This window comes from Schinkia azotoformans LMG 9581, from assembly GCF_000307855.1.
GTDB lineage: Bacteria > Bacillota > Bacilli > Bacillales > Bacillaceae_J > Schinkia > Schinkia azotoformans.
On record NZ_AJLR01000111.1, the window covers coordinates 13,273 to 38,979 of the forward strand.

Annotated in this window: 22 protein-coding genes, 1 other RNA gene and 1 other annotated feature; of the genes, 4 read left to right on the plus strand and 19 right to left on the minus strand. The window is 38.3% G+C overall.

The features are described 5' to 3' along the window. The first annotated feature begins 141 nt into the window (after positions 1–141). Positions 142–1,401, plus strand: a complete 1,260-nt coding sequence (locus BAZO_RS11770) for a replication-associated recombination protein A (protein ID WP_039957477.1) — start codon at positions 142–144, stop codon at positions 1,399–1,401. 103 nt (positions 1,402–1,504) lie between these two features. After that, the gene (locus BAZO_RS11775; protein ID WP_003331759.1) at positions 1,505–2,221 is read left to right on the plus strand and encodes an RsfA family transcriptional regulator; all 717 of its coding nucleotides are present in this window, start codon (positions 1,505–1,507) and stop codon (positions 2,219–2,221) included. Between the two features lie 45 nt (positions 2,222–2,266). Here the strand turns inward: BAZO_RS11775 and BAZO_RS11780 are convergent, their stop codons facing one another. The 13 genes from BAZO_RS11780 to BAZO_RS11835 form a co-directional block, all read right to left on the minus strand. Next, positions 2,267–3,031: a tRNA threonylcarbamoyladenosine dehydratase gene (locus tag BAZO_RS11780; protein ID WP_003331760.1), complete on the minus strand. Its 765-nt coding sequence runs from the start codon at positions 3,029–3,031 to the stop codon at positions 2,267–2,269. A gap of 202 nt (positions 3,032–3,233) precedes the next feature. After that, positions 3,234–3,441: non-coding RNA, 6S RNA (gene ssrS, locus BAZO_RS21765), on the minus strand. Positions 3,442–3,484: 43 nt separating this feature from the next. Continuing rightward, complete coding sequence (gene aspS, locus BAZO_RS11785; RefSeq protein WP_003331761.1) at positions 3,485–5,257, minus strand: aspartate--tRNA ligase; 1,773 nt, start codon at positions 5,255–5,257, stop codon at positions 3,485–3,487. Positions 5,258–5,270: 13 nt separating this feature from the next. Then, positions 5,271–6,539, minus strand: a complete 1,269-nt coding sequence (gene hisS / locus BAZO_RS11790) for a histidine--tRNA ligase (RefSeq protein ID WP_003331762.1) — start codon at positions 6,537–6,539, stop codon at positions 5,271–5,273. Positions 6,540–6,786: 247 nt separating this feature from the next. Further along, positions 6,787–8,355: an IS200/IS605 family accessory protein TnpB-related protein gene (locus BAZO_RS11795; protein WP_003331763.1), complete on the minus strand. Its 1,569-nt coding sequence runs from the start codon at positions 8,353–8,355 to the stop codon at positions 6,787–6,789. A 309-nt stretch (positions 8,356–8,664) separates the two neighbouring features. Beyond that, positions 8,665–8,905: a binding site (T-box leader), on the minus strand. 86 nt (positions 8,906–8,991) lie between these two features. Beyond that, positions 8,992–9,168 (minus strand): hypothetical protein, encoded by a 177-nt coding sequence (locus BAZO_RS11800; protein WP_003331764.1) that lies wholly within the window; start codon positions 9,166–9,168, stop codon positions 8,992–8,994. A 121-nt stretch (positions 9,169–9,289) separates the two neighbouring features. After that, positions 9,290–9,730, minus strand: a complete 441-nt coding sequence (gene dtd, locus BAZO_RS11805) for a D-aminoacyl-tRNA deacylase (RefSeq protein ID WP_003331765.1) — start codon at positions 9,728–9,730, stop codon at positions 9,290–9,292. A gap of 68 nt (positions 9,731–9,798) precedes the next feature. After that, a complete protein-coding gene (locus tag BAZO_RS11810; RefSeq protein ID WP_003331766.1) occupies positions 9,799–12,000 on the minus strand; it encodes a RelA/SpoT family protein in 2,202 nt (733 codons plus the stop codon). Positions 12,001–12,147: 147 nt separating this feature from the next. After that, the gene (locus tag BAZO_RS11815) at positions 12,148–12,660 is read right to left on the minus strand and encodes an adenine phosphoribosyltransferase (protein WP_003331767.1); all 513 of its coding nucleotides are present in this window, start codon (positions 12,658–12,660) and stop codon (positions 12,148–12,150) included. Beyond that, positions 12,657–15,023: a single-stranded-DNA-specific exonuclease RecJ gene (recJ, locus tag BAZO_RS11820; protein ID WP_003331768.1), complete on the minus strand. Its 2,367-nt coding sequence runs from the start codon at positions 15,021–15,023 to the stop codon at positions 12,657–12,659. The genes BAZO_RS11815 and recJ overlap by 4 nt, the downstream gene beginning before the upstream one ends. An 80-nt stretch (positions 15,024–15,103) precedes the next feature. Beyond that, entirely contained in the window at positions 15,104–15,997 is an 894-nt protein-coding gene (locus tag BAZO_RS11825; RefSeq protein ID WP_003331770.1) for a cation diffusion facilitator family transporter, read from the minus strand. Positions 15,998–16,110: 113 nt separating this feature from the next. Continuing rightward, a complete protein-coding gene (secDF, locus tag BAZO_RS11830; protein ID WP_003331771.1) occupies positions 16,111–18,384 on the minus strand; it encodes a protein translocase subunit SecDF in 2,274 nt (757 codons plus the stop codon). Positions 18,385–18,576: 192 nt separating this feature from the next. Continuing rightward, complete coding sequence (locus BAZO_RS11835; RefSeq protein ID WP_003331772.1) at positions 18,577–18,858, minus strand: post-transcriptional regulator; 282 nt, start codon at positions 18,856–18,858, stop codon at positions 18,577–18,579. Between the two features lie 110 nt (positions 18,859–18,968). Here BAZO_RS11835 and spoVB point away from each other — a divergent pair, with 110 nt between their 5' ends. Beyond that, positions 18,969–20,558, plus strand: coding sequence for a stage V sporulation protein B (gene spoVB, locus BAZO_RS11840; protein ID WP_003331773.1), 1,590 nt, complete (start codon positions 18,969–18,971; stop codon positions 20,556–20,558). A 30-nt stretch (positions 20,559–20,588) separates the two neighbouring features. Here spoVB and BAZO_RS11845 read toward each other — a convergent pair whose 3' ends face one another. After that, positions 20,589–21,251, minus strand: coding sequence for a DUF421 domain-containing protein (locus BAZO_RS11845; protein WP_003331774.1), 663 nt, complete (start codon positions 21,249–21,251; stop codon positions 20,589–20,591). Between the two features lie 234 nt (positions 21,252–21,485). On the opposite strand from BAZO_RS11845, the gene BAZO_RS11850 reads away from it, so the two are divergent. Continuing rightward, positions 21,486–21,863, plus strand: a complete 378-nt coding sequence (locus BAZO_RS11850; protein WP_003331775.1) for a TIGR04086 family membrane protein — start codon at positions 21,486–21,488, stop codon at positions 21,861–21,863. Positions 21,864–21,928: 65 nt separating this feature from the next. On the opposite strand, the gene yajC is transcribed toward BAZO_RS11850, so the two are convergent. The 5 genes from yajC to ruvB form a co-directional block, all read right to left on the minus strand. After that, positions 21,929–22,189: a preprotein translocase subunit YajC gene (yajC, locus tag BAZO_RS11855; protein WP_003331776.1), complete on the minus strand. Its 261-nt coding sequence runs from the start codon at positions 22,187–22,189 to the stop codon at positions 21,929–21,931. A 104-nt stretch (positions 22,190–22,293) separates the two neighbouring features. Next, the gene (tgt, locus tag BAZO_RS11860; RefSeq protein WP_003331777.1) at positions 22,294–23,433 is read right to left on the minus strand and encodes a tRNA guanosine(34) transglycosylase Tgt; all 1,140 of its coding nucleotides are present in this window, start codon (positions 23,431–23,433) and stop codon (positions 22,294–22,296) included. 15 nt (positions 23,434–23,448) lie between these two features. Then, on the minus strand, positions 23,449–24,477 hold the full coding sequence (gene queA, locus BAZO_RS11865) for a tRNA preQ1(34) S-adenosylmethionine ribosyltransferase-isomerase QueA (protein WP_003331778.1): 1,029 nt from the start codon (positions 24,475–24,477) through the stop codon (positions 23,449–23,451). A gap of 24 nt (positions 24,478–24,501) precedes the next feature. Next, positions 24,502–24,693 (minus strand): DUF2905 domain-containing protein, encoded by a 192-nt coding sequence (locus BAZO_RS11870; RefSeq protein ID WP_003331779.1) that lies wholly within the window; start codon positions 24,691–24,693, stop codon positions 24,502–24,504. After that, a complete protein-coding gene (ruvB, locus tag BAZO_RS11875; protein WP_003331780.1) occupies positions 24,693–25,694 on the minus strand; it encodes a Holliday junction branch migration DNA helicase RuvB in 1,002 nt (333 codons plus the stop codon). The genes BAZO_RS11870 and ruvB overlap by 1 nt, the downstream gene beginning before the upstream one ends. Between the last annotated feature and the right edge of the window lie 13 nt (positions 25,695–25,707).

Sequence of the window (25,707 nt, forward strand, 5' to 3'; positions counted from 1 at the left end):
TGTAATTGTAGCACGATATTTAGCAAATATGAAATATAAGAAAAGCATGAAATTATATGATAAAGTATTAAAAGGAGCAATAAAAAAGAGGTGATTTGATTGCTGTTTGATTTCTTAGTTGAGGAACCCCTCTCTTATCGAATGCGACCTCGTAATATAGATGAGATCGTCGGTCAAAAACATGTGATAGGTAAAGGTACTTCACTTTATAAGATGATTCAAAATGGATATGTTCCTTCTATGTTGCTTTACGGGCCTCCAGGTGTAGGAAAAACATCGATTGCCAAAGCAATCGCCGGGACCGTTAGTTTTCCGTTTGAAGGTATCAATGCAACAACAGCCGGAAAAAAAGAAATAGAACAAGCGGTTGAAATCGCAAAAGCAGAAGGTAAATTAATTTTATTTATTGATGAAATTCATAGATTTAATAAAGCACAGCAAGACTATCTTTTACCACATGTAGAACGCGGATTAATTACCTTAATCGGGGCTACGACAGAAAACCCATTTCACGATGTAAATCCTGCGATTAGGAGCAGATGCGGACAAATTAAAGAATTAAAGCCACTTATGCCAAGTGACCTAGAAGAATTATTATGGCGCGCTTTGTTAGATGAAGAGCGCGGCTTAGGAAAAATGAATATCGAAATATCAAAAGAAGCCGTCGAAATGATTTCTGTTTCAACAAATGGGGATGCCCGATCAGCTTTAAATACTCTAGAAGAAATAACACGTGCATCCAAAAACAACAAATCAGGAAAAATAGAGGTCGAAATCGAAGTAGTAAAAGAATGCGTTGAAAATAAAGGGTTTTCCCATGATAAACATGGTGATATCTTTTATAATCTTTTATCCTGCCTGCAAAAGTCCATTCGTGGAAGTGACGTTTCCGCTGCTCTCCATTATTTAGCTAGACTGATCGAAGGTGGGGACATAACTTCTATTTGTCGCAGATTAATAGTAATTGCCTACGAAGATATAGGACTTTCTGCACCAGAGGTCGGTGTCCATACTGTAGCGGCAGTCGAAGCGGTCGAACGCCTAGGTTTACCGGAGGCAAGAATACCTTTAGCGAACGTAGTCATTGAACTATGTCTATCACCTAAATCAAATAGTGCCTATAAAGCTTTAGATGCAGCGATTGAAGATGTAAGGAAAGGATTGATTGGTGAAATTCCACCCCATTTAAAAGATGCCCATTACAAGGGAGCAGCCGTAATGGGGCATGGCACAGGCTATAAATACCCCCATGATTACCCTAATTCCTGGGTAAAGCAACAGTATTTGCCTGATCTATTAAAGGACAAGCAATACTATTCCCCAAAGGAAAGCGGACAAGAAAAGCACTTTTCAAAGGTTTATGAACGACTTGAGGAGCTAAAAAAGAAAAAGGACCGATAAGTCTACTTTATATCATTCCCTAAAACTAGCATTGGTTTGCAAAAGTATAATCATATTACAATTGGGCAAACTACTAGAAACTAGATATTAGGGAGATGAACATATGAAAATTAGACAGGACGCATGGTCCCATGAAGATGACCTGCTTTTAGCAGAGACGGTATTACGGCATATTCGCGAAGGCAGTACACAGTTGAACGCTTTTGAAGAGGTTGGTGATAAATTAAATAGAACATCGGCAGCTTGTGGATTCCGTTGGAATGCTGAGGTACGCAAGAAATACTACCAAGCGATGGAACTAGCGAAAAAGCAGCGAAAAGATCGGAAAAGAGCTCTAGCGGGGCAATCACAGCAATATATTAATCACAACCACCAATCTATGGTGAATGAAGTATCGGTCCCAGCGCAAACGACTGCCCCCGCGCAAGCAAAAACGGTGGAAACCGTATTCGATTACACAACATATAATAATATCAATAAAACCAATGAGCTATTAACTAGACAAGTAGAAATAAAGGAAGAATTTGCGAACGAAATTAATTTAGATTCCGTGATTTCCTATCTTTATTCAGTAAAAAATTTAGGAATGAATTCTCAAATTTTACAGTCTGAAAATGAAAGACTTAACAGAGAAAATCGACACTTGTTAGAGGAAAAAGAAAAAATAGAAAGAACGTTACAGCGATTAAAGCAGGAAAATATCGTTATTCAAGAGGATTATCAAGCTCTTGTACAAATAATGGATAGAGCCAGACGGATGGTTTCGTTTACCGATCCAAACAATCTTAACAATGATGATTTTGGACAAATTGCAAAATGAGGCTGAATGTTCAGCCTCATTTTTTGTCCAGCGCTTCCGCTTTTCCTATTCCGGAGCTACCCTATCGATTTTAATATCTTTTAAAATTTGTTGAACTACATATGCTCCCATGATTAAGCCTGCAGTTGAAGGGCAAAAAGCATTTGAAGCAGGTGGCATTTTTGCCTTTCTAATTGCTGAATTCTCATTAGCAATTTCTTTTCTAATTTCTTCACGAATGACAATCGGGCTTTCATCTGAAAAGACTACTGGAATACCCTTGCGTATCCCTTCTTTGCGAAGCTTCTGACGAACAACCTTGGCAATCGGATCTGTATGGGTTTTGGAAATGTCGGCAATTCTAAAGCGCGTAGGATCCATTTTGTTAGCCGCACCCATACTTGATATGATCGGTATGTTTCTTTTTAAACATTCCTTCATTAAATGGATTTTATAAATAATTGTATCTGATGCATCAATGACAAAATCCAACCCATAATTAAAAATTTCTTCGTATGTTTCTTCCGTATAAAACATTTTTAAGGCAATAACTTCACACTCTGGATTAATGTCAGCAATGCGTTCCTTCATCAGTTCTGCCTTCGATTTTCCAATCGTTGATAATAGAGCAATTAACTGTCTGTTAACATTCGTTATATCGACATCGTCCTTATCTATTAAAACTAATCTGCCCACCCCTGTACGTGCTAATGACTCTGCTGCAAAAGAGCCGACACCGCCAATACCTAAGACGGCAACAGTCGTATTTTTTAATAAATCCAATCCTTCTTTACCAAAGGCAAGTTCATTTCTAGAAAATTGATGTAGCAATGTTTTCACTCTCCAAAACGTATGAATTAGTAATGTTTTATCCTAAATTGATTCGTTTCATTCAGGTTTACTTTTCCTATAATTTTACTTGGTAATCAACTGAATAACAATATTCTTGGTTAAAAATATTCGACTTGCGGAATATTAATTTGCATAAAAAACCCTAAGCAACTCTATGCTTAGGGTTATCATTCTTAAGTATGAAAGTCCCGTTTGTGTCGTCACTCGGCCTTTGTTTTGAACCCGCTTAAAGCAGGTGGGTGCTCTATTTCAGGCCTTTGTACTTCCTCCGGGCGGCGGAAATGCCAGCTTCCGATTGAGGCATGTACGTAACTAGAAAACTCCAAGCTCCCCTAGTTAATATGTTCGGTCAAAACGAATAGGTTAAATAACGTGCACCTCAGGACTTTGTATTTAAATCTTAACATATTGATGTTTTAATATCAATATGATTTATAGTTTAACCTGTAAATTCAATTCCAATAATTGATCATGACTAACATGACTTGGTGCATTTGTCATAATGTCGCTTGCACTTGCAGTTTTCGGGAACGCAATTGTATCGCGAAGATTTGTGCGTCCAGCAAGAAGCATAACAAAACGATCAAGTCCAATCGCTATACCACCATGTGGAGGTGTTCCATAATCAAACGCATCTAATAAGAAGCCAAATTGTTCGCGAGCTTCCTCTTCAGGCATTCCTAGAACTTTGAACATTTTTTCTTGAATATCACGCTCATAAATACGTGAAGAACCGCCGCCAAGCTCGTAGCCGTTTAAGACGATGTCATAGGCTTGTGCACGAACTTGACCAGGATTTGTTTCTAATAATGGCAAATCTTCACGCACCGGCATTGTGAATGGATGGTGCGCTGCGAAATAACGGCCAGCATCCGCATCAAACTCTAAGAGCGGCCAATCCGTAATCCATAAGAAATTGAATTTGTTTTCATCGATTAATTGTAAATCCTTTGCAAGCTTCCCGCGAAGAGCGCCTAAGCTATCTGCAACAACCTGCTTGGAATCAGCTACTAACAAAAGTAAGTCTCCAACTTCTGCCTCAAGAGTTTTTTGAATTCCAGCTTGTTGGTCTTCATTGAAGAACTTAGAAATCGGACCTTTCAAGCCATCTTCCTCCACTTTAAACCAAGCCAACCCTTTTGCTCCGTAACGGCTTACATATTCCATTAACGCATCGATATCTTTTCTAGAGTATTTTTCAGCAGCACCTTTTACGTTAATCGCTTTAACTTGTCCGCCGCCTGAAATTGCATTGGCAAATACTTTAAACTCAGTATCTTTTACTAATTCGCCGACATCCACAAGCTCCATACCGAAACGTGTATCCGGCTTATCAGATCCGTAACGTGACATTGCTTCGTCATAAGTCATCCGAGGGAATGGAGTTTGGATGTTAACGCCTTTTACTTCTTTAAGCACTAATGTCATCATTTTTTCCATTAAGGCAATTAAATCTTCTTTATCTAAAAATGAAGTCTCAATATCAACTTGTGTAAACTCAGGTTGACGATCGGCACGAAGGTCCTCATCACGGAAACAACGTGCGATTTGATAATAACGATCAATACCTGAAACCATTAATAGCTGTTTGAACAGCTGTGGTGATTGTGGCAACGCATAAAATTGACCTTCATGAACACGACTTGGAACTAGATAGTCGCGTGCTCCTTCAGGGGTACTTTTTGTTAAAATTGGTGTCTCTACATCTAAGAAACCGTGTTGGTCTAAGAAATTACGGATTGTTGTAGATACTTGATGACGCATTTTTAATGTATTAAACATTTCCGGACGGCGAAGATCAAGATAACGATATTTCAAGCGAAGTTCTTCAGATGCATCAACATCGTCTTCAATCATAAATGGCGGTGTTTTGGATGCATTAATAATCGCTATTTCTTCAGCTAAAACTTCAATTGTTCCAGTTGGAATTTTATTATTAAAAGTACCTTCCGCACGTGCAACAACTTTTCCTTTAATATCTAAAACATACTCACTTCTTACACGGTCAGCAATTTTAACATTTTCTTCACCTGAAACTTCCGGGCTAAAAACAACTTGGATAATCCCTGTACGGTCCCTTAAATCTAAAAAGATTAGACCACCAAGGTCACGTCTTTTTTGAACCCAGCCTTTTAATTGAACGGACTCACCAACATGCTCTTCACGTAATTCACCACAATAATGACTTCTTCCTAACTCTGACATTCCTAAATCCTCCTTAACTTCTTTCAAGTAAATATTCGATAAAGTTTGACAGCTGAACTTCTTCTTGTGTACCAGTTGCCATGTCTTTTACATTAATTACATTTTTAGCAAGCTCGTCTTCACCAAGCACTGCAACATATTTAACATTCAGACGGTCCGCCGCTTTAAATTGAGCTTTTAATTTGCGATCCTGGTAGTCCTTATCAGCTGTGAACCCCGCTTTTCTTAATTCATATAAAAGAGAAGCCGATTTGTCTCTGGCCGAATCTCCAAGGGCAACAAGATAGCAATCAAGTCCTTTTTCAATCGGCAGAGTAATACCCTCGGCTTTTAAGGCTAAAAGTAATCTCTCAATACTTAACGCAAAGCCAATTCCCGGTGTTGCTGGGCCGCCAATTTCTTCAGTGAGGCCATTATAACGTCCTCCACCCATTAAAGTGGTAATCGCACCAAAACCTTCTGCATCACTCATGATTTCAAAGGCAGTGTGATTATAGTAATCTAAGCCACGCACTAAACGTGAATCGATTTCAAACTCGACACCTATGTCTGTTAAATACATTTTTACTTTTTCAAAGAAGGCTTGCGATTCCTCGTTTAAATAATCTAAAATGGATGGAGCCGATTTCATCAATTCATGATCACGGTCTTTTTTACAGTCTAAAATTCTCATTGGGTTTTTCTCAAGTCGGCTTTGACAATCTGAACAAAACTCACCGATTCTTGGTTTAAAATGGGCTATTAAAGCATTACGGTGCTCTTTTCGGCTTTCAAGATCCCCTAGGCTGTTAATCACAAGCTTTAAATGTTTTAGGCCCAGTTCCCGGTATACATCCATAGCGAGCGCTATAACCTCTGCGTCAATCGCAGGGTCATTACTGCCAAGGGCTTCTACCCCAAATTGGACGAATTGGCGCCAACGGCCTGCTTGTGGGCGTTCGTAGCGAAACATTTGACCTATGTAAAATAGCTTCGTTGGCTGGTTGGGGTCTCCATACATTTTATTTTCAACATAAGATCGAACAGTTGGAGCAGTCCCTTCCGGACGCAATGTCATGCTGCGACCACCACGATCTTCGAATGTATACATTTCTTTTTGAACAATATCTGTCGTTTCACCTACACCTCTTTGGAACAGCTCTGTTTGTTCAAAAATCGGTGTACGAATTTCGCTATAATTATATCGTTTCGTAATTTCTCTCATTTTTTGTTCCACATACTGCCATTCTTCAACTACACCTGGTAGGATATCCTGCGTACCGCGTGGAATATTAATCGCCATATTTTTTCCCTGGTTACTAAAATCTATAAAAAACTATCATTTATTTTTTATAGTGGTACCTTCGCCCCCGAACCAAGAAACTGGGACTTCTGTGACGATTCTCACGTCATTCCGTCAGGAGAGGGATCTAACCTCTGTCATGCACCAGATGTGCAAAACAACCTGCGGTGCTCTGTTAGAGCCAGCAATACGAAAGACCATTCCTTCTAGGTCAGCCTTTCGCAAGGTCTACTTTAGTAACCGAGGTTTACACCTCCTTCAATTTAAATACATGGTTCTCTAATCGTAATGTTTTATGAATAACATTCCATAATTTCCAAATATGATTTTCTTTAAATGTGTCAATGTTATTTAAAAGCATCCCAATATATTTTCTTCGCTGCTTACCTGTTTTTGTTTTTTTCTCGGATACTTCCATTGTCCCGAGAGTTTTAACTAAATGCGGTTTCACAACGTTTTGTATTTGTTTTAATACTTCTTTTGGAAGTTTTTCTTCAAAATAAAGACCTCTTCTTCCAATCACGAAAGAAGCTGCTTCATGAACAGATAATCCGTACATTTTGGTGTATTTAAAACGTCCGATCACAGATGTATAAGCTGGATTGACCATTTTAATTTTAAATCCAAACTTTACTCCTCTTAAAATTAACGCTTTTTGCATTTTGGTTTTCGCAAAAGAATGAGTTAATCGATTAACTCGACGATTTGTATCATGATCCTGTTTTATTTTTATATCTTCTAAAACGAAAGCACCGACATTCCAAGAAAGAAGGTAATCCATTATTTCTTTTGCCAATTCGCCTGCAATATTTGTCCTGCGGTTACTTTTCACATATTCCATTTCGTGACAGTAAAAGGTTTTACTTTCAAGTAAATTCCCTTGTTTTGTCAAAATAGAAACAGCAATTTTATCAATGTTCACATCAATTCCTGCCACAATATCAGAGGTTATCTTTTCGTCCCATTTCAACATTGAACCTAAAGTGTTGATATCGTGTGTAATATGCACGTACACCTTTTTATTCTTACGTTTTAATTCAATAGAATACACATTGTATTCTTCGATGGATTTTCCATTAGGAGTAGCCCCTGCTATATTCGGCATCACAACATTGACGATTTCATCGAAATACTTATCAGGTATATTCAATTTAAATAGTAATCTTGGGCTATGTTTGCCTTCTTTTGCTAGAAGTGGATTCGCGACTTCAAGATAAAATTGATGATCTGTTTCGTTCCAAACGATACGTGTATTCAAATTTCCCTTTTTGGATTTATCTCCACGAGAATAAAGGGTATTAGAACGAATTTCCTTCCATTTCTCTTTCGAAATTTTGTTTTCCATTCGGTCAAAAAAGTTACGTTTTCCACCGAAAATGACGGTTGGAATTGAATTGTGTTCTTGATGTTTAAGCAGTTCCTTTTCCTTTTCTTTTAGTTTTTCTAATCTGGAATGTAAACCTTTTAGACAAACCGCTAACGAAACCTTTTTAGGTTTTAGTTTTCCTGACATATAAAGATCCAATTTCTTTTCAGTCTTTTTAATTTTAGCTTGAATACCTTCGATACGTGAGGGCAGTAGTTCCTTTTGGCTTGTAATAATAGCCTGCGCTTGTAACACAGCATCTTCAGCAAAGCGTTTATTTAATTTGAATTGTGCATTGACCTGTTTAATTAATTCATCGGCTTTCTTCCCATCAAGAAGTCGGTTAAACGAAAAACGAATGGCGGAAGAAAACACAGCCATTAAATTAAATAACTCTTTTTCATCAGCCTTATTTTCAATGAATAATAGACCTGTGCGAGTCACTTTCATTTTTATCAACCTCTGTTATTATGATATAGATAATTATATCATAAATAGAAACAAACGTTCCTTGGAAAAGTATATTTTTGGAAGTATTTTAGAGGTTTATATAGTTTTGTGTATTTTTTTTGAAACTGTTTTAGCCTCCCGAACAATAAAATTTGAATTCGAAAAATTAGAAAGACACGATTTGCCGCCCACAATGGCGGAAGTACCTAAAGGTATGACCTGAAGGCCCTTGATGTCCTTTCTATACTGATTACCAATAAAATTTTAAACTTTATATCAGTACAAAAAAACCCCCACCCCTACATTAAATGTAGGGACGAGAGTTTACCCGTGGTGCCACCCTAGTTGAAAAGCAAAAAAATTAAATCCATATGCTTTTCCACTTTGTTCAGATAACGCCTGACACGTCCAGCTCCTACTATAGTTTATTTCAGAGTGGAACCTCTTGAGTGTTCTTCATTAAGTCATCATAGAGAAATGCTTTCAGCCTATGGCATTTCCTCTCTATCCATGTGTAATCCTAATTACTTTTCTCCGTTATAGGTTCAAAAAATTTAAATATGTAGTATCGATTTTTTTCGATAATATTTTCGCATTAATTACAATCTTATTGGATGAATAGCAGTCTTGTCAAGATTAATTTCTTTCAAGCCGCTTTTTCAAATCTTTAACTGTTCGCAGCGTTACTCCAAATTCTTGGGCAATTTCCATACTCGTTCCAGATTGTTCTTTTTGCATAAAATCATGAAAATCAACACCAAATAATTGATTTGCCGGATTCCCTGTCAGTTCTCCTTTTGCGCTATATCGCACCATCTTCATTCCCTTCATTGACACGTCTAATTATTTAGTTAGTCTTGTAATATCTTGCCCACAATTTACTAAATAATTACTTGTGAAGGAAAATTTGATTTAGCGACTTATTTACTCTAATTTATTTACCTTCAAGGATGATCGTAACAGGTCCGTCATTGATTAAGGAAACATCCATCATTGCGCCAAATATCCCTGTTTCAACTTGGACACCTTTTGACTTCAAGCGTTCATTAAATTTTTCATAAAGCTCATTCGCATACTCCGGCTTAGCGGCTTCCATAAAGTTAGGTCTTCTTCCTTTACGACAATCCCCATATAAAGTAAACTGCGAGATTGACAAAATAGCTCCACCAACATCGAGCAATGATAAATTCATTTTATCCTCTTCATCTTCAAAAATTCTAAGGTTCACTATCCTTTCAGCTATATAATTAACATCTTCAATTGTATCTGAATGAGTTATGCCAACTAAAAGTACCAAACCTTTCTCGATTTTCCCGACAATTTCTCCATTCACTTGAACACTTGCTTGTTTGCTTCTCTGAATAACAACTCTCATTGTGGTAGACAACTCCTTATGTAAAAAGGCGGCCATTCAGTTAGCGGCCGCCTTACGTTTTTTATTTCCTACTGCATAATTCTCCGTACAGAATAAATATCAGGGATTGATTTTATTCGATCAGCAATTTTTTGTAAATGATTTACGTTTTGAATTGGAATCGAAATATCGATTGTAACGATTTTATTTCGGTCCGTTCGACCTGATACTGCCGTAATATTTGTTTTTGCCTCATTTATTGCTTGAAGCACTTCATTTAAAAGACCGCGGCGGTCAAAACCGGTGATTTCAATATCGACATTGTACATTTTACCGCCCTCACCACCGCCCTCCCATTCTACTTCAAGGAGCCTTTCCTTCGCTTCCTCAGTATGAATATTCGGACAGTCAGTGCGGTGCACAGATACACCCCGCCCTTTTGTAATGAATCCTAAGATTTCATCCCCAGGTACAGGATTACAGCATTTTGATAATCTTACTAATAGATTATCAACGCCTTTTACAACGACACCTGTATCTTTTTTCTTCTTATGTGGTATACTTTTTACCTCGGAAACAGCTTTTAACAGCGATTCCTCAAGCTGAACCTGATCTTTTCTACGGCGAAGCTTTTCTGTTAATCTTGTTGCTATTTGGGCAGCGGTAATTCCGTTATAACCAACCGCAGCATACATATCTTCTTCGTTGGTAAAATTAAATTTTTCAGCAACGCGGTTCAGGTTTTCCGCTGTTAATACTTCTTTCAGTTCAAAGTCATGTTTTAAAATTTCTTTTTCAACTAACTCTTTCCCTTTGACAACATTTTCCTCACGACGTTGTTTCTTGAAAAACTGCCTAATTTTATTTTTAGCCTGTGAGGTTTGGCAGATCTTAATCCAGTCCTGGGAAGGTCCAAATGATTGCTTTGATGTTAAAATCTCAATGATATCACCCGTTTTTAACACATGGTCGAGCGGTACCATCTTCCCGTTCACTTTCGAACCAATCGTTTTGTTTCCAATCTCCGTGTGAATTCGGTAAGCAAAATCAATTGGGTTAGAGCCCCTAGGTAATTCATAAACATCGCCTTTAGGGGTAAACACAAACACCATATCCGAAAACAAATCAATTTTTAATGATTCCATAAATTCTTCTGCATCGTTTGTATCTTGCTGCCATTCAAGAATTTCACGGAACCACGTCATCTTCTCTTGGAGATTCTCTCGGTTTTGTGTAATTTGCTTCCCTTCTTTATAAGCCCAGTGGGCTGCAATCCCGTATTCAGCGATTTGGTGCATTTCAGTTGTTCGGATTTGAACTTCTAATGGGTCGCCTTTGGGACCTATGACTGTCGTATGCAAGGATTGATACATATTAGCCTTTGGCATCGCAATATAATCCTTAAACCTACCTGGCATTGGTTTCCAGCACGTATGAATAACACCGAGAACGGCATAACAGTCTTTAATGCTTTCAACTAAAACCCGAACTGCCAACAAATCATAAATTTCGTTAAATTGTTTATTTTGAAGGACCATTTTCCGATAAATGCTATAGATATGTTTCGGACGACCGGAAATATCGGCCTTCAAATGAACCTCATCCAACCGCTTGCGAATTTCATCGATAACTTCATGGACCTGGTTTTCGCGTTCTGCACGTTTATTTTTCATCAAATTCACGATTCGATAATATTGCTGTGGATTCAAGTACCTTAATGCAGTATCTTCAAGTTCCCATTTGATTGTTGAAATACCAAGTCGATGGGCAAGGGGTGCAAATATCTCAAGCGTTTCATTTGATATACGCCTTTGCTTTTCTGGAGGCAAATGCTTCAATGTTCTCATATTATGGAGACGGTCTGCAAGCTTAATTAGGATGACCCGTATATCTTGAGCCATTGCGATGAACATTTTGCGATGGTTTTCGGCTTGCTGTGCTTCTTTGGATTTATACTTAATCTTACCAAGCTTTGTAACACCATCAACTAACATCGCAACTTCTTTATTGAATGCAACTTCCAAATCCTTTAAAGTTACCTCTGTATCTTCAACAACATCATGAAGAAACCCTGCAGCAACTGCAACAGGGTCCATTTCAAGCTCCGCTAAAATCCCGGCAACTTGAATAGGGTGTATAATATAGGGTTCTCCCGATTTCCGATATTGTTCACTGTGGGCAGCTTCTGCATATTTATAGGCAGCTTCAACAAACGCTACATCTTCCTTTGGCAAATAGCGTCCTGCAAGGTCTAATACTTGTTCTATTGTAAGTACTTGTTCGTTAGCCATAAAATCGATCACCTAATATTCTATCCGAATAGAAAAATTCCTTATTTAATCTATTATCTTTAAATAAGGCCGTAATGTAAAGTGATTTGATAAAAAATCAAAAAACAAAGAGCACTCTGTGAGTACTCCTTGCGAAAAAATAAATAATTAATATTCCATTAAAGTTAAAACATCATACCCTTTAAGCTTAGAACGACCATCTAAATAAGTTAATTCAACTAAAAACGCTAAGCCAGCAACAACCCCGCCAAGCTGTTCTACTAATCGAATCGATGCATCCATCGTGCCACCGGTTGCCAACAAATCATCGACAATCAAGACTCTTTGTCCCGGTTTTATCGCATCTTTGTGCATTGTTAATATATCTTTTCCATATTCAAGTCCGTATTCAACGCGAATCACTTCTCTTGGAAGCTTCCCTTCCTTTCGAACTGGCGCAAAGCCAATTCCTAATGCATAGGCAACAGGGCAGCCAACAATAAATCCGCGAGCCTCTGGACCAACAATAACATCAATATCTTTATCTTTTGCATAGGCAACTATATCATCTACCGCACTTTTAAAGGCAGGACCATGATCCATCAATGGTGTAATATCTTTAAATTGAATTCCTTCTTTAGGCCAATCTGGTACTAATGCGATGTAATCTTTGTAGTTCATATTACGACTTCCTCCTCTACTATACAGGACGTTTTAATCACTCTATCAAACCATTCCTTTAAAGATTGATAAGAAGAGTATACTAGTTCTGCTTCCATCTTTAATAACTCTTGTTTTTGATTATAAGTTTTTGATGATTCAAAATCCCTTTTAGCTGGATTTTCGACAAGTGTAATCAGACCATTTTCTATTTTAGCAAATTCTAAATCAAAAAACACCTGTGTCATAAAATGAATCGTTTCTTTTGACCAACCTTTTTTCTTCGAAAGTGCATCTGCATATTTCTTAACATCAAATGGCTGTTGCTTTAATAAAAAAGCATAATACCATTTAAAATGATCTCGGGTAGGTAATGTACTAAAAAAATGCTCATCTTTATGGTCTAATACCGCATATATTCGTTCAGGCATTGCCTGCTGTAAAAGATCTTCCAATAATTTTGATTCATAAGGCAAATCTAATATGACAAGCGATTTACTATTATTTCTAATATGGTCGATCGAATTTAAATCCCGAACGAGAACAATTTGATGTTTCCAATCCTCTAATTGTAAGCGGGCAATTGTCTCTTCTCTAAATGCGATCATCGTTTCCTGTGTTCGATTAGAACTTTGCAGTTGTTTTTTTATTATTTCTTTTTTACCTCTAAAGTCAAATAACTGCCATTCCTCGACAGCTGCATCCTTTAGCATTAATTGCGGCTTTCTAAAGCCATTCCATTCGTTGATCGATAATTCACCGACTACTTTAACGGTTGACAATGGTGAGATTTCATCAGCCAAGTATCCGTACCCAAATCCGATTGCATCCAAAACCTGTCCGTCTTTTTCAAAAATAACCTTCAAATGGTTCATTCCACTGCCAATTTTTCGAATTTGTTGTAAGGAAACTCCCTCTATACAAACAAGCGGTTTGGGATTGCCAACCCCAAATGGTGCTAATTGCAGCATTTCTTCAATCGTTGCAACACTCACGTCATCCAATGAACATCTTATATCGACGTTCATTAATGGGGTGAAGTCCTCTTCTGTTAATATCTCACTAGCTAAATGATTTAATCGGTTTCTTAGTATTTCAACATCTTCTAATTTTAATATCATTCCCGCTGCCATTGCATGGCCGCCAAAGTGCGGAAGAATATCACGGCATGTAGATAGATTTTCGAACAAATCAAATCCCTCAATACTTCTTGCCGATCCTTTGGCGACACCTTTCTCCCTATCAATGCTTAAAACGATTGCTGGTCGATAAAATTTTTCAACAAGCCTCGAAGCAACAATACCAATAACACCCGGATTCCAGCCTTCTTTCGCGATCACTAACACCTTGTTTTCTTCCAGAGGAAAATGTTTTTCAACCTCGGCGATTGCTGCTTCTGTGATCTCATTTACTAGTGTTTGGCGATCACGATTGATTTCATCTATTTCAGCCGCGATCATTTCAGCTTCTTCCTTAGAATCAGTCATTAACAATTCGACTGCAGGATCAGCTGATCCTAGTCGTCCAACCGCATTAATCCTTGGTCCAATTGCAAAACCGATTGTTTCTTCATTAATTTCCTTGTCTTCCATTCCGGCTATTTTAAGAAGAGCTCGTAGTCCTGGATTGGTTGTATTCTGCATCGCTTTTAATCCCAAACTAGCAATTAAACGATTTTCATCTTTTAACGGAACTAAGTCTGAAATCGTACCAATTACCGCAAATTCAAGCAAATGCTTCGGTAATTTCCCTAATAAAGCATGGGCTACTTTAAAGGCAACTCCAACCCCAGCGAGTTCACCAAAAGGGTAATGGCCGCCCGGTTTTCGCGGATGTATAATCGCAAATGCCTCCGGTAATTCTGGTGACACTTCATGGTGGTCAGTAATAATTAAATCGATTCCTAACTCTTTTGCAATCTTTGCCGGGTGTATTGCAGAAATTCCCGTATCGACCGTAATGATTACAGTATAGCCTTCATTACCTGCCCATCTAAAAGCAGCCTCATTCGGGCCATACCCCTCTGTAAAACGATTAGGGATATAAAAATCTACCCTTGCTCCCTTTTCTTCTAATGCTCGAACCATAACCGTTGTACTTGATACTCCATCCGCATCATAGTCACCGTACACAAGAATCTTTTCATTGTTTTCAATTGCCGTTTCAATTCTTGCAATGGCAATATCCATTGAATCCAGTAAAAACGGATCATGAAAGTTCGCTGCATCTTTATTTAAAAAATGATTGGCAGTTTCTGCTGTTACAATTCCTCTATTTACTAATAAATTTGCAACAAGAGGTGATATATTAAGTTCATTTGATAATGCTTCTGATAAAATTCGATCACAATCTTGTATGATCCAACGTGATTTTGACTGTAACAAAAATACCACTCCTTAACCTGTTAATTATACAAAAAAGGTAAAGTAGTGGCAAATGGATATATTATTAAACCTCCAATCGATTATTCTGGTGCATAGGGGTTGATATGCACAAAAACATTATAAACATTATTCAACTTCAGCAACTGTTCTTTAACCTTTTTCCCGACCCGATGACCTTCTTCAACAGTTATAAACGGATCTACGGCGATCTTAATATCAACGATGACATAATGTCCATGTTCCCTTGCAAAAAGCTCGTTGATCCTTTTAACATCAGGAACCGTTTCAACCGTTTTTCGCAGTTCTTCCGTTTCATCCTCCTGTAAAACACGGTCCATCGTGTTTACAATTGATTCCGACCCAACCGTCCATGCCATTTTTAAAATTAATAAACATACTAATACCCCGGCCAACGGATCTGCATACTTGAGCCAAGGAACATTGAATCTTTCCCCTACTAACGCACTTCCAATTCCAATAAGGGCTGCAAGCGAGGAAAAAACGTCAGTACGGTGGTCATAGGCACTGACAATGATTGCATCACTTTTAACTTTTTTACCAATTCGAAATGTATATCGAAATAACATTTCTTTAATAAGGATTGAAATCAAGGCGCCATATACTGCTAACATATTCGGAGCAGATATTGGGTGGAAAAATGCTTCAATTGACCCTTTTCCCATTTCAACTCCAACTATAAAAAGCAATACAGCAACAATGATCGCTGCAATCGATTCTGCCTTCCCGTGACCGTAAGGGTGTTCTTTATCGGGTGGTTGTTTGGCAGCCCTTAACCCTACAAATACCGCAATCGAACCTAAAACATCCGATGCCGAATTGGCTGCATCCGCGACAAGGGCACGGCTGTTTCCCATTACTCCAAGGATCCCTTTTACAATGGCTAACACGACATTCCCAATTGCCCCAACGACAGCTGCACGTTCCGCCTGTCGAAATCTTTCGTTTGTTTCCACATCATCACCTCGGGAAAATCTATATGAGTAGATTACCCTATTTAAGAGATAAAATTTCTTTGCAACTGGACAAAAAAAAAATCGGCATTATGCCGATTTTTCTCTGTTTTCCCTTAAACTTGTGGTTCAGGATCATAATCTTTTTCTTTATCCTTTGGTTTTGTTTTCGTTTTACCAAGTGTTTTAGCCTTCATAACTAACCAAAGCTGCGCAGCAATGAAGATGGAAGAATACGCGCCAGCTATTAAACCAACTAATAAAGCTAATGAGAAATTTTTGATCGATTCCGCTCCAAAAATCCAAAGTACTCCCGATGCAATTAAAACGGTTAAAACCGTGTTGATAGAACGGGCCATCACCTGGATCAAACTTTTATTGACAATTTCCGCTAAATCATCATAGGTTTTCACACGTTTCTTTATTTTCATATTTTCGCGAATTCGGTCAAACGTAACAATCGTGTCGTGTACCGAGAAACCGACGACCGTAAGAACCGCAGCGATAAATGTCAAGTCAACCTCAATTCTTAAAATGCTGAAGATGGTGATAATTAAAAATGCATCATGTAATAGCGAAACAATCGTCGCAAACCCGAAATACCATTCGAAACGGAAGGCTACATAAAGGACAATACCAAGGGATGCAAACATAATTCCTTTGAAAGCATTCTTAGCAAGTTCCTTACCTACAGTTGGTGATACTGTACTGATGTTTGGCTCAACACCGTATTTATCAACAAAATGGGCTTTTACTTTGGCAACTTCCTCTTTGGAAAGGACACCAACAAAACGAGATATGCTCATTTCATTATTATTACCTGCTAATGTAATATCCTCAATCTTATACCCTAATTCATCAAATTCCTTCGTTAATACGTCTTTCGTTAACTGATGATTAGGTGCTTGAATTTCAATCCTTGTACCACTCGCAAAATCAATCCCTAAGTTGAGACCCATTGTTAAAAGGGCAATTATACCAATGACAGTCATGGCCCCTGACACCATAAAATAGATCCTGTGATGTTTGATAAAGTCAGCGTTTCTTAATGGACCTCGAACAACAAGTTCTTCTTCGTTATATTCATGAATATCACGAATTTGGCTCTTTTTCACGCCAAACCAGCTAACTTTGTTATTTAAGAAACGGCTATTGACCCATAATTGTAATAATAATCTAGAGCCCCAGACAGCTGTTACAAAGCTAACCAAGATACTAATAATCAACATTGTCGCAAAACCCTTAACCGAGCTTGTACCGTAGTAGAATAAAACAACCGCTGCTATAATCGAAGTTAAGTTAGCATCGAGAATAGTTCTGAAGGAGTGTTTACTACCGGCTCGAAATGCCGACATCATTGATTTCCCCGCTCTAATTTCTTCTTTTATCCGCTCATAGGTGAGAATGTTGGCATCTACCGCCATAGCAATCCCAAGAATTAACGCTGCAATTCCCGGTAGCGTTAAAACAGCATTCATCCAGTCAAACACTACTAGTATGAGCCAAATATAGATAGATAACGCAACAACCGCAATAAATCCAAGGAAACGGTAATATACCAACATGAACAAGTAAATTAATGCAATACCGATTAGCCCTGCAAAAATTGTATCATGTAAGGCTAGTTCACCGAATGATGCTCCAATTGATGTTGAGAACACTTCATGTAAATCAACTGGTAATGATCCGGCATTCAAAAGGTCAGCCAATTGCTTTGCTTCTTCAATCGTAAAGTTCCCGCTAATCATTACATTTTTCGTATTTAAAACCTGGCTAACAGTTGCAGCCGATAAATACTTTTGTTGACTAGGGTCTTTTTGTGATTCTGCTGCAAACGAGTCAACACCGTCAATGAAATCCAACCAAATTACCATAAGGTTGTTTGGCTTCATGCTTAAAATTTGCTGTGTAACTTGTCCAAATTTATCAGCATCTTTAAGAGTTAGAGTGACGATAGGCCTATTTTTGTCATCGAATGATTGAGCAGCACCGCCTTCCTGTAAATCCCCACCATCCAACAATTTCTGGTCAAACACGTCTCTAAATGTAAGCTTTGCTTGTGTAGAAAGAATTTCACGAGCTTTCTCCTGGTCTTGCACGCCTGCTAACTGAACGCGAATCCGATCATTTCCTTCAATTTGGATAATAGGCTCACTTACGCCTAATACGTTAATCCGTTTATTTAAAGCACTGACCGTGCTTAATAAGAGATCACGGTCGACCTTTTGATTTGCATTAATAGGCTTCACATCATATAAAATTTCAAATCCACCTTGAAGATCAAGTCCTAATTTAATGTTTTTCAGAATTCCATTTGTTGAGAATCCCATCAGATTTCCTACCAGCAGGACGATCAGGAAAAATGCTAATATCCGTCCTCTTTTAACCATAAATTGCTCCTCCTTTTAAGAACAAAAGACGACAATATGCGCGGCTTCTATTCTTTCTTAACCTGCACGAAAAAACAACGGGATTAACTCCCGTTCCAAATAAAACTAATCTATTTATGTAAATATAATAACAGTATGTCCATTATAGAAAAATGTCGTAACAGATGTCAATTTGTTACCCGGATTTCTCGTTTACTTCTCATTTTCAAATTGACTAAAATAATCAGGGCCTTTGAAGGCTTCGATTGTCAAATAGCTCATATACTCGCCTACACTAAGTGTTAAAATATCAGCAACAACCTCATGGAGAAACTTGTCCGCTTTTTTCTTCCATTTCTTTTTATGCAAACAGTCCCATACCTCTTGGATGGTTACTCGATCATACCCCATTAATACAAACTCTTCCATCTTACTTTGCAGTACAGGCTCTACTTGATGTTTATAAAAATCTACAGGATGTCTCTCTACCTCCATTTTTATCCCTCCTTAAGATTACCAAAGATAAACTTGTCATGCTTGCCCATGTTAACAGCATATAAATTATTGTATCGTTTATCGTTAGATTTTTGAAGGTAGGGGCGAAAATGTCTAAACAATTTAAACAAAGTTTTTTAAGAGGAACTTTAATTTTAATTTTAGCAGGGCTCGTTACCCGCTTTTTGGGATTTGTTAATCGAATTGTTGTTGCAAGAATTATGGGGGAAGAGGGCGTCGGACTGTATATGATGGCCGTGCCCACTTTTATCCTAGCCATAACGCTTACACAGTTGGGGCTGCCTGTTGCCATATCGAAGTTAGTGGCAGAGGCTGAGACATTAGGTGATCGCCATAAAATCAAGAAAATTCTCGTCGTTTCCCTTGCAGTTACCGGAGTCACAAGTATTATTTTCACAACGGGCATGATCGTCCTTGCACCGATTTTATCAAATACTTTATTAACGGATTCACGAACCTATTACCCGTTAATAGCGATATCACCAGTTGTTCCCATTATCGCATTGTCCTCCGTTTTACGCGGATATTTCCAAGGACTGCAAAACATGCGTCCTGCTGCTTATTCACAGGTAATTGAACAAGTTGTTCGTATTGCTTTAGTGGCCGTTATTACAAAAGCATTATTGCCATATGGTGTGGAATTTGCGGCAGCAGGTGCAATGATTTCCGCCGTATTAGGCGAATTGGCATCGTTACTATTTATGCTGACGATGTTTAAAATGAGAAAACAAATTAAGGTTCGCCGCAATTTTTTTAAACAAATGAAAGCTGGGAAAAGCACTTTAGATGATTTGCTGAGAATTGCCCTTCCAACAACAGGAAGCCGCTTAATTGGATCACTTTCGTACTTTGTCGAACCCATCGTTGTTTCCCAAAGTTTAGCGATTGCAGGTGTGGCAACGGCACTGGCAACGATGCAATACGGGCAACTGACAGGATATGCAATCCCGCTTCTCTTACTTCCATCCTTTGTTACAACATCTTTGTCAGTTTCTTTAGTTCCCGCTATTAGTGAAGCGGCTGCCAAAGGGCAATCATTAGTCATCGAACATCGCTTGCAGCAAGCATTACGGTTATCATTAGTGACAGGCGGACTTTCCATTGTGATATTATATGTATTTGCAACACCGCTCATGGAATTAATGTTTAATACAACTAAACCCGCTGTCTATGTGCAGTTAATGGCTCCTTTTTTCTTATTGTCTTATTTCCAAGGTCCTTTACAGGCTACTTTACAAGCACTTGACCTAGCAAAAGCAGCCATGATTAACAGCCTTATTGGTGCTGTTGTAAAAATAGTTGCGATATTTGCATTTGCATCAAGACCGGAATTTGGGATTATGGGGGTAGCCATTGCGATTGTACTAGGAATATTACTTGTCACTCTTCTGCATTTTGCCACGATTATTAAAACAATTAGTTACACTTTTTATGTAAAAGATTATCTTAAAAGTATTGTAACGATAGTTGCTTCTGGTATATTCGGCGGATATATTTTTACACATTTCATTATTGATGCATCACTGTTAACAAGAACTTTAATAGCCATTATGGGTACCTCTATTTTGTACTTCTTATTGCTGATTATTTTAAAATTAGTGTCAAAAGAAGAAATAAATAGAATTCCTTATGTTGGCCCTCGTTTAGCCATGCTAATTCCAGATAGTAAAAAACGATAAGGCTCCTTTTATAAAGAAGAAGCCTTATTTTTATTTTTTGTCATCCTTGACATCAACAAACAACTTTCCATTATCGTCGATCGAACAATAGGTTATATTTTTTAGTTCTTTGTGCCCTAATTTCCGAAGCTCTTGCCGTAACCACAAATTTGTTTTATGAATTCGCTTTAACTGGTCTTCTTGGACTTTTCCGTCCTTTATTAACGGAAAAGGAAGGTTGAATGCTTGATCTGTTTGATTATATTTATCTTTCTCAAAAACAGAAAGCTTTCCTGTTGTTTCTAGTATGGCGAATTCAACATCAGCTACGTTTTTAATGTCCTTTTCACGCAATTGTGTCAAAAGGTCATCAATATTATAGCGTTGCCTCCTCATTTCTTCTTCATTAATTTGTCCCTGATCAATAATGAGCGACGGTTGACCATCTACAGCATCGCGTACTTTTTGACTTTTTAAAGAAAAAATTGACAGCGTAAGCTGAATTAATAGCAATAATATCATTGGCAGTACGGCGATGAGTAACGGCTTATCCGGCTTCTCAATTGCTACCACCGCCATCTCACCTATCATAATAAAAACCACCAAATCTAAAAGACTTAATTCCCCGATCTCTCGTTTTCCCATTAATCGAAAGATAATAACGATCAACAAATATAGAAACAGAGTCCGCAAAATTACTGTCCAAATTTCCAATTTGATCGCTCCTTATCACGTACATCTTTGTCGACCCTTTATATAGTTTGACCTTGAGAGTCATAAACATAATACGAAGGTTTTTCCAATTTTCTTTGTCCGGCCCCGGCGCCTAGCGACTAGTGGACTTCGCTTAACAGGCGCCTCCGCTTTTCTTGTTCTAAAATTTGTCCGAACGAATAAGTTTTTAATAAGGGTTGAACAACCTCTATGGGAATTGAAGGAGGCGTATAAATGGCAAAAAACTCGTTTGCGGCAATTTTATATGGAGTAATAACGACCTTTGTCATCGTTCTAACATCTAGTATTGTTTTATCCTTACTACTTCGTTTTACTAAAATCCAAGAATCTTCTTTAACTTGGGTAATTTTAACCCTTTCCTTCCTTGCGCTATTTATTGGGGGATTCGTTTCAGGTGGTAAAGGGAAACAAAAGGGGTGGTTTGTCGGCGGTGGTACAGGAGTGTTATTTACGTTGTTGATATTCCTAGTTCAATTTTTGGGGTACCAGACGAGCTTTTCGATTGAGCAGATGTCCTATCACATTGGATATATTATCATCGCTGTCTTAGGAGGAGTAATTGGGGTTAATATAACAGGGAAGAGAGCATAATAGAAGAAAAGCTGAAGCTGGACAATGAAAAGCGGAAGTACCCAACAAGCACTTCCGCTTTATTTTTAATCGTGTTTTACCTCACGAACAGCGTTACGGTCAAATGTTAACCTTGACCCGTCACCACATTTAATGACAACTTTGTCTTCATCAATTGAATCAATGATCCCGTGAAGTCCCCCGATTGTTACGACACGATCATTTTTCTGAAGATTTGACTGCATTGATTGTACAGCCTTTTGGCGTTTTTGCTGTGGACGAATAAGCAAAAAGTAGAAAATCGCAAACATCGCTATTAATGGTAATAATTGAACGAGTGTATCCATATTTTTATTTCACCCCTTTCACTGCTTGTCTATGTATTTGGTATTGATAGAACATATTCTACAACCATCCAAAATATTCTATGTTAATTCAAAAGAACACCAGATTAGAAATTTTTCGCATCAGGTCGATTAAACCCATACTGTTCAAAAAATTCTTCACGGAAATCACCTAGGCGGTCCTCACGGATGGCTTGTCGAACATTCTCCATTAATTTTAACAGAAAATATAGATTATGGTAAGTAGTAAGCCTTATACCGAACGTTTCATTACATCTAATTAAATGACGAATGTAAGCACGGGAATAATTTTTACATACTTTACAGTCACAATTTGGATCTAATGGTGTAAAATCTCTAGCATACTTAGCATTTCGAACTACTAGTCGGCCAACACTTGTCATGACTGTACCGTTTCTGGCAATACGTGTAGGCAACACACAGTCAAACATATCAATGCCACGAATAGACCCATCTATTAAGGAATCCGGCGAGCCAACCCCCATTAAATACCGTGGCTTATTCTCCGGAAGCCATGGTGTTGTAAACTCTAAGACACGGTTCATCACTTCTTTTGGTTCTCCAACAGAAAGACCGCCAACTGCATACCCTGGGAAATCTAGTGAGACCAGGTCTTTTGCACTTTGCTTTCGAAACTCTTCATATTCTCCGCCTTGCACAATGCCAAATAACCCTTGGGTCTCTTTTCTTGAATGTGCTTCTAAACAGCGTTCAGCCCATCTGCTTGTCCGCTCCACGGAATTTTTCATGTATTCAGGTGTTGCCGGATATGGTGGGCATTCATCAAATGCCATCATAATATCAGAACCTAAAGCATTTTGAATTTGCATCGCTTTTTCAGGCGAAAGAAATAGCTTCTCTCCATTCAAATGGTTTCTAAAGTGAACGCCTTCTTCCGTAATATCGCGGAGATCACTTAAACTAAACACTTGAAATCCGCCGGAGTCCGTTAAAATCGAACCGTCCCAATTCATAAATGAATGGAGACCTCCCGCTTCCTGCACAATATCTTCCCCTGGTCTTAACCAAAGGTGGTATGTATTACTTAATATAATCCCTGCACCCATTTCCTTTAGTTCATCAGGACTCATTGTCTTTACTGTTGCAAGTGTCCCTACCGGCATGAATACTGGTGTTTCAAATGTACTGTGCGGTGTCGTTACCCGCCCAAGCCTAGCTCCTGTTTGTTTACATGTTTTAATCAATTCATAACGAATAGCCGTCACTGAAATTCCCCTTTACTAAATGATAAGCATTGCATCGCCAAAGCTGAAAAAGCGATACCTTTCTTTAACTGCCTCTTCATAGGCCTTTAATACATGTTCACGTCCAGCCAAAGCACTGATTAACATCATTAATGTAGATTTTGGCAGATGGAAGTTTGTCAGCATCCCATTAATGGCTTTAAACTCATAGCCTGGGTAAATAAAAATATCTGTCCAACCTGATGTTTCCTGAAATTGACCATCATGCCCGGAAGCGATCGTTTCAAGCGTTCTTGTTGAAGTGGTCCCTACTGAAATGATTCGACCGCCATCAGCCTTAACCCGATTTAATAAATCCGCAGTTTCTTGCGTCATTTGATAAAATTCCGCATGCATATCGTGATCTTCTACAGATTCCGCACTTACAGGTCTGAATGTACCTAGACCAACATGTAAAGTAATAAAAGCAACGTGAACCCCTTTTTGCTTAATTTCTTCGAGAAGTTCTTTTGTAAAATGCAAACCAGCTGTAGGCGCGGCTGCTGATCCACGTTCTCTTGCAAAAACAGTTTGGTACCGTTCTTTGTCATCGAGCTGCTCTTTTATGTAATGAGGCAGCGGCATTTCGCCAAGCAAATCTAAAACTTCGTAAAAAATCCCATCATAGGAGAATTCAAAATGTCGACCGCCATGATCACCTTCACTTATACATTTCGCTTTTAAGCGACCATCACCAAATGTAATAATTGTACCCACTTTGACCCGTTTAGCCGGTTTTGCTAGCGTCTCCCAGACGTCATTTTCGACCTGCTTTAATAAAAGAACTTCTATTTGGGCACCCGTATCTTCTTTTACACCAAAAAGTCGTGCCGGTAACACACGTGTATCATTTAAAATAAGACAATCATCGGCTTGTAAATAATCAATAATATTTCTAAACTGTTCGTGCTTAAAGTCACCTGTTTGTTTATCAAGCACCATTAACCTTGAAGCGGTTCTTTCTGTGAGAGGTGTTTGGGCGATAAGCTCTTCAGGTAAATTAAAATTAAATAAATCAACTTTCATAGTTGTCTAGTTGTCTCCTTCACATTATCTAAATCGGCCAATTACATAAAAAATTAATGATAAAACAATACTTACAACAATTGAAGTAACGATTGGAAAATAAAAAGTGGTATTTCCCTTTTTGAAGACAATATCACCGGGCAGTTTCCCGATAAATTGCCAAAGAAATCCTACTACGATGAGGACCACTCCCATGAGCATTAACATTTTTCCCATTATTTTTTCGGCACCTCCAAATGGAAATGTTCATATACGTGCGGAGTTACAACTCTCCCTCTAGGAGTCCGCTGTAAAAAGCCTATCTGTAACAAATAGGGTTCATAAACTTCCTCAATTGTATGTGGTTCTTCTCCAATTGTTGCAGCAATCGTATCAAGACCCACAGGACCACCGCGGAATTTCTCAATAATTCCTATTAATAATTTATGATCAATATGGTCTAATCCTAATCGGTCAACCTGAAGCATTTCCAACGAATGGTTGGCTAAATCTGCTGTAATTGTACCATTACCCTGTACTTGTGCAAAATCCCGAACCCTTTTTAATAAACGATTGGCAATCCTTGGGGTCCCTCTTGAACGGCGGGCAATTTCTATGGAAGCAAGATCGTCTATTTCTATCGAAAAAATATCAGCGGTCCGTTCAACAATATGGGTTAATTCCTCTACTTTATAATATTCTAAACGGCAATGCACCCCAAAGCGGTCGCGCAATGGTGCTGTTAATAGCCCTACCCTTGTCGTTGCCCCCACCAAAGTAAACGGTGGTAAATCAATTCTTACAGACCTTGCACCAGGACCTTTGCCGATCACAATATCAATACAAAAATCTTCTAAAGCTGAGTAAAGAACCTCCTCCACGGTACGCTGTAAACGATGAATTTCATCGATAAACAGGACATCACCAGGTTCAAGCGATGTTAATATCGCGGCCAAATCTCCCGGACGTTCGATTGCAGGGCCTGAAGTTGTTCTTATTTGAACGTCCATTTCATTCGCAATGATCGTTGCTAACGTCGTTTTCCCTAGTCCTGGTGGTCCGTAAAGTAAAACATGATCCAAAGATTCATTTCTCATTTTTGCTGCTTTTATAAAAACCTGTAAATTTTGCTTTACTTTTTCCTGCCCAATATATTGTGCTAAAACTCGCGGCCTAAGGCTTTGTTCAAACAAATCCTCATCAGCTGTATATTCACTTGAAACTAAGCGCTCGTTCACTTAAAACGCCTCC

Bases quoted from the DNA above. Each gene is read 5' to 3' on its own strand.
- dtd (WP_003331765.1), bottom strand. From the start codon at position 9,730: ATGAGAGTTGTTATTCAGAGAAGCAAACAAGCAAGTGTTCAAGTGAAT.
- queA (WP_003331778.1), bottom strand. From the start codon at position 24,477: ATGAAAGTTGATTTATTTAATTTTAATTTACCTGAAGAGCTTATCGCC.
- secDF (WP_003331771.1), bottom strand. From the start codon at position 18,384: ATGGTTAAAAGAGGACGGATATTAGCATTTTTCCTGATCGTCCTGCTG.
- spoVB (WP_003331773.1), top strand. From the start codon at position 18,969: ATGTCTAAACAATTTAAACAAAGTTTTTTAAGAGGAACTTTAATTTTA.
- BAZO_RS11850 (WP_003331775.1), top strand. From the start codon at position 21,486: ATGGCAAAAAACTCGTTTGCGGCAATTTTATATGGAGTAATAACGACC.
- BAZO_RS11870 (WP_003331779.1), bottom strand. From the start codon at position 24,693: ATGGGAAAAATGTTAATGCTCATGGGAGTGGTCCTCATCGTAGTAGGA.
- BAZO_RS11770 (WP_039957477.1), top strand. From the start codon at position 142: ATGCGACCTCGTAATATAGATGAGATCGTCGGTCAAAAACATGTGATA.
- BAZO_RS11810 (WP_003331766.1), bottom strand. From the start codon at position 12,000: ATGGCTAACGAACAAGTACTTACAATAGAACAAGTATTAGACCTTGCA.
- BAZO_RS11815 (WP_003331767.1), bottom strand. From the start codon at position 12,660: ATGAACTACAAAGATTACATCGCATTAGTACCAGATTGGCCTAAAGAA.
- hisS (WP_003331762.1), bottom strand. From the start codon at position 6,539: ATGGCGATTAATATTCCACGCGGTACGCAGGATATCCTACCAGGTGTA.
- aspS (WP_003331761.1), bottom strand. From the start codon at position 5,257: ATGTCAGAGTTAGGAAGAAGTCATTATTGTGGTGAATTACGTGAAGAG.
- yajC (WP_003331776.1), bottom strand. From the start codon at position 22,189: ATGGATACACTCGTTCAATTATTACCATTAATAGCGATGTTTGCGATT.
- BAZO_RS11835 (WP_003331772.1), bottom strand. From the start codon at position 18,858: ATGGAGGTAGAGAGACATCCTGTAGATTTTTATAAACATCAAGTAGAG.
- BAZO_RS11795 (WP_003331763.1), bottom strand. From the start codon at position 8,355: ATGAAAGTGACTCGCACAGGTCTATTATTCATTGAAAATAAGGCTGAT.
- BAZO_RS11775 (WP_003331759.1), top strand. From the start codon at position 1,505: ATGAAAATTAGACAGGACGCATGGTCCCATGAAGATGACCTGCTTTTA.